Source organism: Pelotomaculum propionicicum (assembly GCF_004369225.1).
Taxonomy (GTDB): Bacteria; Bacillota; Desulfotomaculia; order Desulfotomaculales; family Pelotomaculaceae; genus Pelotomaculum_B; species Pelotomaculum_B propionicicum.
This window is the reverse complement of sequence record NZ_QFFZ01000096.1, coordinates 1-4,186: the sequence shown is the minus strand read 5'-3', so window position 1 is coordinate 4,186 and position 4,186 is coordinate 1. Positions and strand designations below refer to the sequence as shown.

The 4,186-nt window shown below is 46.1% G+C and carries 4 protein-coding genes; all 4 read right to left on the bottom strand.

Annotation, left to right across the window (positions count from 1 at the left end; genetic code table 11):
• Window positions 1-192: 192 nt before the first annotated feature.
• On the bottom strand, window positions 193-648 hold the full coding sequence (dut, locus tag Pmgp_RS18805) for a dUTP diphosphatase (protein ID WP_134216156.1): 456 nt from the start codon (window positions 646-648) through the stop codon (window positions 193-195).
• A gap of 32 nt (window positions 649-680) precedes the next feature.
• Complete coding sequence (locus Pmgp_RS18800) at window positions 681-1,949, bottom strand: M16 family metallopeptidase (RefSeq protein WP_134216155.1); 1,269 nt, start codon at window positions 1,947-1,949, stop codon at window positions 681-683.
• 56 nt (window positions 1,950-2,005) lie between these two features.
• Window positions 2,006-3,154: a D-alanyl-D-alanine carboxypeptidase family protein gene (locus tag Pmgp_RS18795; protein ID WP_134216154.1), complete on the bottom strand. Its 1,149-nt coding sequence runs from the start codon at window positions 3,152-3,154 to the stop codon at window positions 2,006-2,008.
• A gap of 125 nt (window positions 3,155-3,279) precedes the next feature.
• Window positions 3,280-4,050, bottom strand: a complete 771-nt coding sequence (locus Pmgp_RS18790; protein WP_134216152.1) for a polysaccharide deacetylase family protein — start codon at window positions 4,048-4,050, stop codon at window positions 3,280-3,282.
• Window positions 4,051-4,186: the final 136 nt, after the last annotated feature.

Here is a 4,186-nt window from a genome sequence, read left to right as displayed (position 1 = left end):
AGGGTGATTTCGGAGCTCAATGGCTGGCCTGCGTTTCCCCCTGTCAACGCTTCACGTGCGGCCTCACGACCACCCGCGCATGACTCGGGGCCGTGGTGGTGCAGCTTCACCTTCCACGTAGGGCTCTCTCATCCCCTACTCTATGCCGGTTTATCCCGGCGCTTTCGAACCGTCCCCGTTTGCTAGTTGTGTTTAGATTTTGCCTGTGGAGCCGAAGCCTCCCGCTCCCCTTTCGGTATCCTCAAGGCTGTCCGCTTCTTCCAGGGCGGCTTTGAAAACAGGTACAAACACTAGTTGAGCAATTCGTTCACCTGGTTTGATTACATATTCCTGATTGCTCTGGTTAAAAACCGCTACAAATATTTCCCCTTTATAGTCACTGTCAATCACGCCCACGGCGTTAGCCAGCGAAATCCCGTGTTTGGTGGCCAGCCCGCTTCTGGGAAAAACAAGGCCGGCAATATGTCTGTCAGGTATTTCTATGGCCAGGCCGGTAGGAACTTTTACCCTGGACTGCGGCGGCACCACCATAGGAGCCTCAAGACAAGCCGGCAGATCAAGCCCTGCGGAACCCTCTGTGGCATAACGAGGCATAGGAAATTGTGTGTCCAGTTTCTCTGTGACTCTTTTTACCTTGACTTTTATCATAAAATCCATAGCTTACTCCAAATACAAAATTCTTATCTGTTGCGCAAATCATCCAGCATACTTTCAAAACTGCCGCAATTCTCCCAGGGGCCAATAGTGGCCAGGGTGAAACTTTCCGGGCTCATCATATCTCTTGCCAATTCCTGGATCTGGGTAACTGTGACCCTGTTGACTTTTTGGACTATGTCTTCAGGCGACACAACTTTCCCCAGGTAGAGCTGTGACTTGCCTAGCCTGCTCATTCTTGTGTTCACATTCTCAAGGCTCAGCAGAAGTCCGCCCTTTAACTGTTCTTTGGCTCTTTGCAGTTCTTCATCTTTAACACCGCTTTGCCTGATATCCTTTACCTGTTTAAAGATCAGAGACAGCGCCTGGTCAACGTTTTGCTTGCTGAGACCGGCGTATATGCAAAAAAGCCCGGTGTCATGATATGAGCTGTGGTACGAATACACGGAATAAACCAGGCCCCTCTGCTCCCTTATCTCCTGGAACAGCCTGGAACTGAGCCCTCCGCCAAGGATTGTATTCAGCACCTGCATAACGTATATCTTTTCATGGTCCAGACATAAGCCAGGTGTCCCCACACAGAGGTGAACCTGTTCAGTTTCTTTGCTCCTACAAACCACATCCCGCTTCGGCTCAGGGACAGTCATAATCCTTGCCTGCCCGGCGCCTTCACTTTTTTCAAACACAGAGCGGATTTTATTTGTAACAATATCGTGGTCTATATTCCCGGCTGCGGCAATAATTAATTTGCCGGGGGTATAATGAGTATTGTAATAATCAATCAGCTTTTCCCTGGAAAGATTGGATATCACATCAGCCGTACCTATGATCGGCTGCCCAAGGGCGTGCCCGCTCCAGATCGAGCTGGCAAAAATATCATGTACAAGTTCATCCGGGGTGTCTTCATACATCTTTATTTCTTCAATAATAACATTTCTTTCCCTGTCTATATCCTGCGCTTCAAATTTGGAATTAAAAAACATATCACTCAGGAGGTCCAACGCTAAATCAAAATGTTCGTCCAGAACCCTGGCATAATAGCAGGTAAATTCCTTTGTGGTAAACGCGTTCAACTGTCCGCCCACAGCGTCCAATTCCTCGGCAATATCTTTAGCAGTACGCTGTTTGGTCCCTTTAAAAAGCATGTGTTCAATAAAATGTGAAACACCGTTTATTTCCGGCACTTCATAGCGGGAACCCGTATCTATGAAGAAACCTAACGAGACCGAGCGAACATGCGGCATCTTTTCAGTAAGAATCTGTACATTATTGTCAAGGGTAACCAGGTTAAACATTTTATAGGTAACCTCCTTAAAGTGCAATACTCCAAAATATTCGTGAAGTTTTAATTTTATCCTTTATACTTTAAGATTTCTCGGAAAAAAAGCTTATACGGCGGCTGTCTTTTATTATCCCCACCCGCTGCCAGTCTGACCATTCCGACTGACCTCCCGTTAAGCAGAATATTGACCTGCCCTACAAGCTGTGACTTACAAACAGGAGCAATAAGGCTTTTTTCCAGAATAATTTCCTTCTCCAACAATCCGGGACTCTCTCTCGGTACAGCTATCTCAAATGCTGACTGAGCAACAGCTTTTATATTTTGCTCCACACCATCATCCACATCAATAAACCCAAATTCCTCTCCCTCAGTGACAACTTCTTTTAGTTCAAAACAGTTAAATCCATACTCCAGCAGTTTGATAGAGTCCCTCCAGCGGTTATCACTGCGTAAAACAACACTGATCAACTGCCTGCCGTTCCTGGTGCCGGAAGATACAAGGCAGTTGCCGGCCTCCTGCGTCGTACCGGTTTTAATGCCGTCAGTCCAGTCATAGCTCCACAACAGGCGGTTTGTATTATTCAAGTACCTTATACTTTCATTACTTCCGATGATTTTACTCTTTGTACTCACAATTTTTTGAAAGACCGGATTTCTTAAGGCGTATTGTGCAATCAGCGCCAAGTCCCTGGCTGTGGTATAATGCCCGGTCGCCGGCAAACCGTTGGTGTTTTTGAAACTGGTATTTTCAGCTCCAATCATCCTGGCTTTTTGATTCATTAAAAGGATAAAATTTGACTCGGATCCAGCCAGGTGCTCAGCTATTGCCACGCAGGCGTCGTTGCCTGACTCGAGCATTGCGCCGTAAACCAGCTCTTCAAGCTTAAGCTTTTCCCCAGCCCTAAGATCAAGGCTGGCTTCTCCGACGGAAGCTGCCGCAGGGCTGACTGTAACTACCCGGTCCAAATCCCCGCACTCGATGGCTAAAAGAGCTGTCATAATCTTGGTTGTACTGGCCGGCGCCTTGACCTGCCCGGCATTCTTATCAAAAAGCACCTGGCCGGTGCGTGCCTCCAGCAATACCGCCGCTTCAGCGGTTACAGTTGGTGCGCTGGGGCAGCTTGTTTCTGACGCGCCTGCCACGGGCTTGTACAAAAAAATTATGTAAATAACAAGAAAAGACAGCAAACAATATCTATATCCGGAAACCCTGTTCATTGGTTTTATAACACTCCTTTTCCCAACTACAAGGTTTCCCATTTCTATCATTAAATATTTAAAAAGAATAGAATACAGAAGTCAGAATACTGTAGCCAAAATAAAACTGGTTTTTTAATATTTTTTTATTCTTTCTCCCGAATTCTGTATTCTGAATTCTGACTCCCTGTTTCACTGCCTCCTTCTTCTTTGAGCCCTTGCAGAAGTACTGATACCTTAACTAGATCATAACCCTGCCTTTTTAGTTCCTTAATAATCTGCGGCAGGGCCTGGACAGTGGGGGCGGTAGGATGCATTAGCACAATGGCCCCGTTTTGCGCCTTATCAAGCACTCTGCTTACAATCACAGAAGGGTCCGGCCGCTGCCAGTCAATAGTGTCAATACTCCAGAAGATGGTAGTATACCCCGCCTCCACAGCAGATTTTTTTATAATTTCCCCCTGTTCACCGTAAGGAGGCGCGAAAAGATTGGTCTTAATGCCCGTCGCCTTAAAGATAGAAGTTTCTGCTTTTTTAATCTCTGTAATATTGTCCTCCTTAGATAATCTCTCCTGGTGCAGGTGGGCATAGCCATGGTTGCCTACCTCGTTGCCCGCGGCAATTTGACCGGCCAATTGCGGAAAATCATCCGCCCACTGGCCGCCCAGAAAAAAGGTCGCTGTTACATTGTACTCTTTCAAACACTCAATGATGGGTGGGATAAATTCCTCTCCCCAGACCACATTGAAAGTGAGAGAAATCTTTTTTTCCTTGTCGCTCCCCTGGTAAACAGTCGCCAAAGCAACTTTTTCCTGCTTTCCCAAAGTTATAATAAGAATGCCGGATATGAGTAAAAGGGCGCTGAAAAGAAAAACTGCACAGTAAATTTTTCTCTTTGGCAAAAATATGGTAATCATTTTAAAACCCCTCGTATAATAGATTTAGGACCACCGAACAGCCATAATTCCAGTTAAGGAACTATATGGATGATGGATGGTAGTTTGGGAACCGGTTCCCTTAAATTACGGGTACCGAAGCCAATAAAATCAAGTA

What these genes read in the sequence shown, in the direction of transcription:
- dut (WP_134216156.1), bottom strand. Translation starts at nt 648, where the DNA reads ATGATAAAAGTCAAGGTAAAAAGAGTCACAGAGAAACTGGACACACAA.
- Pmgp_RS18800 (WP_134216155.1), bottom strand. Translation starts at nt 1,949, where the DNA reads ATGTTTAACCTGGTTACCCTTGACAATAATGTACAGATTCTTACTGAA.
- Pmgp_RS18790 (WP_134216152.1), bottom strand. Translation starts at nt 4,050, where the DNA reads ATGATTACCATATTTTTGCCAAAGAGAAAAATTTACTGTGCAGTTTTT.
- Pmgp_RS18795 (WP_134216154.1), bottom strand. Translation starts at nt 3,154, where the DNA reads ATGAACAGGGTTTCCGGATATAGATATTGTTTGCTGTCTTTTCTTGTT.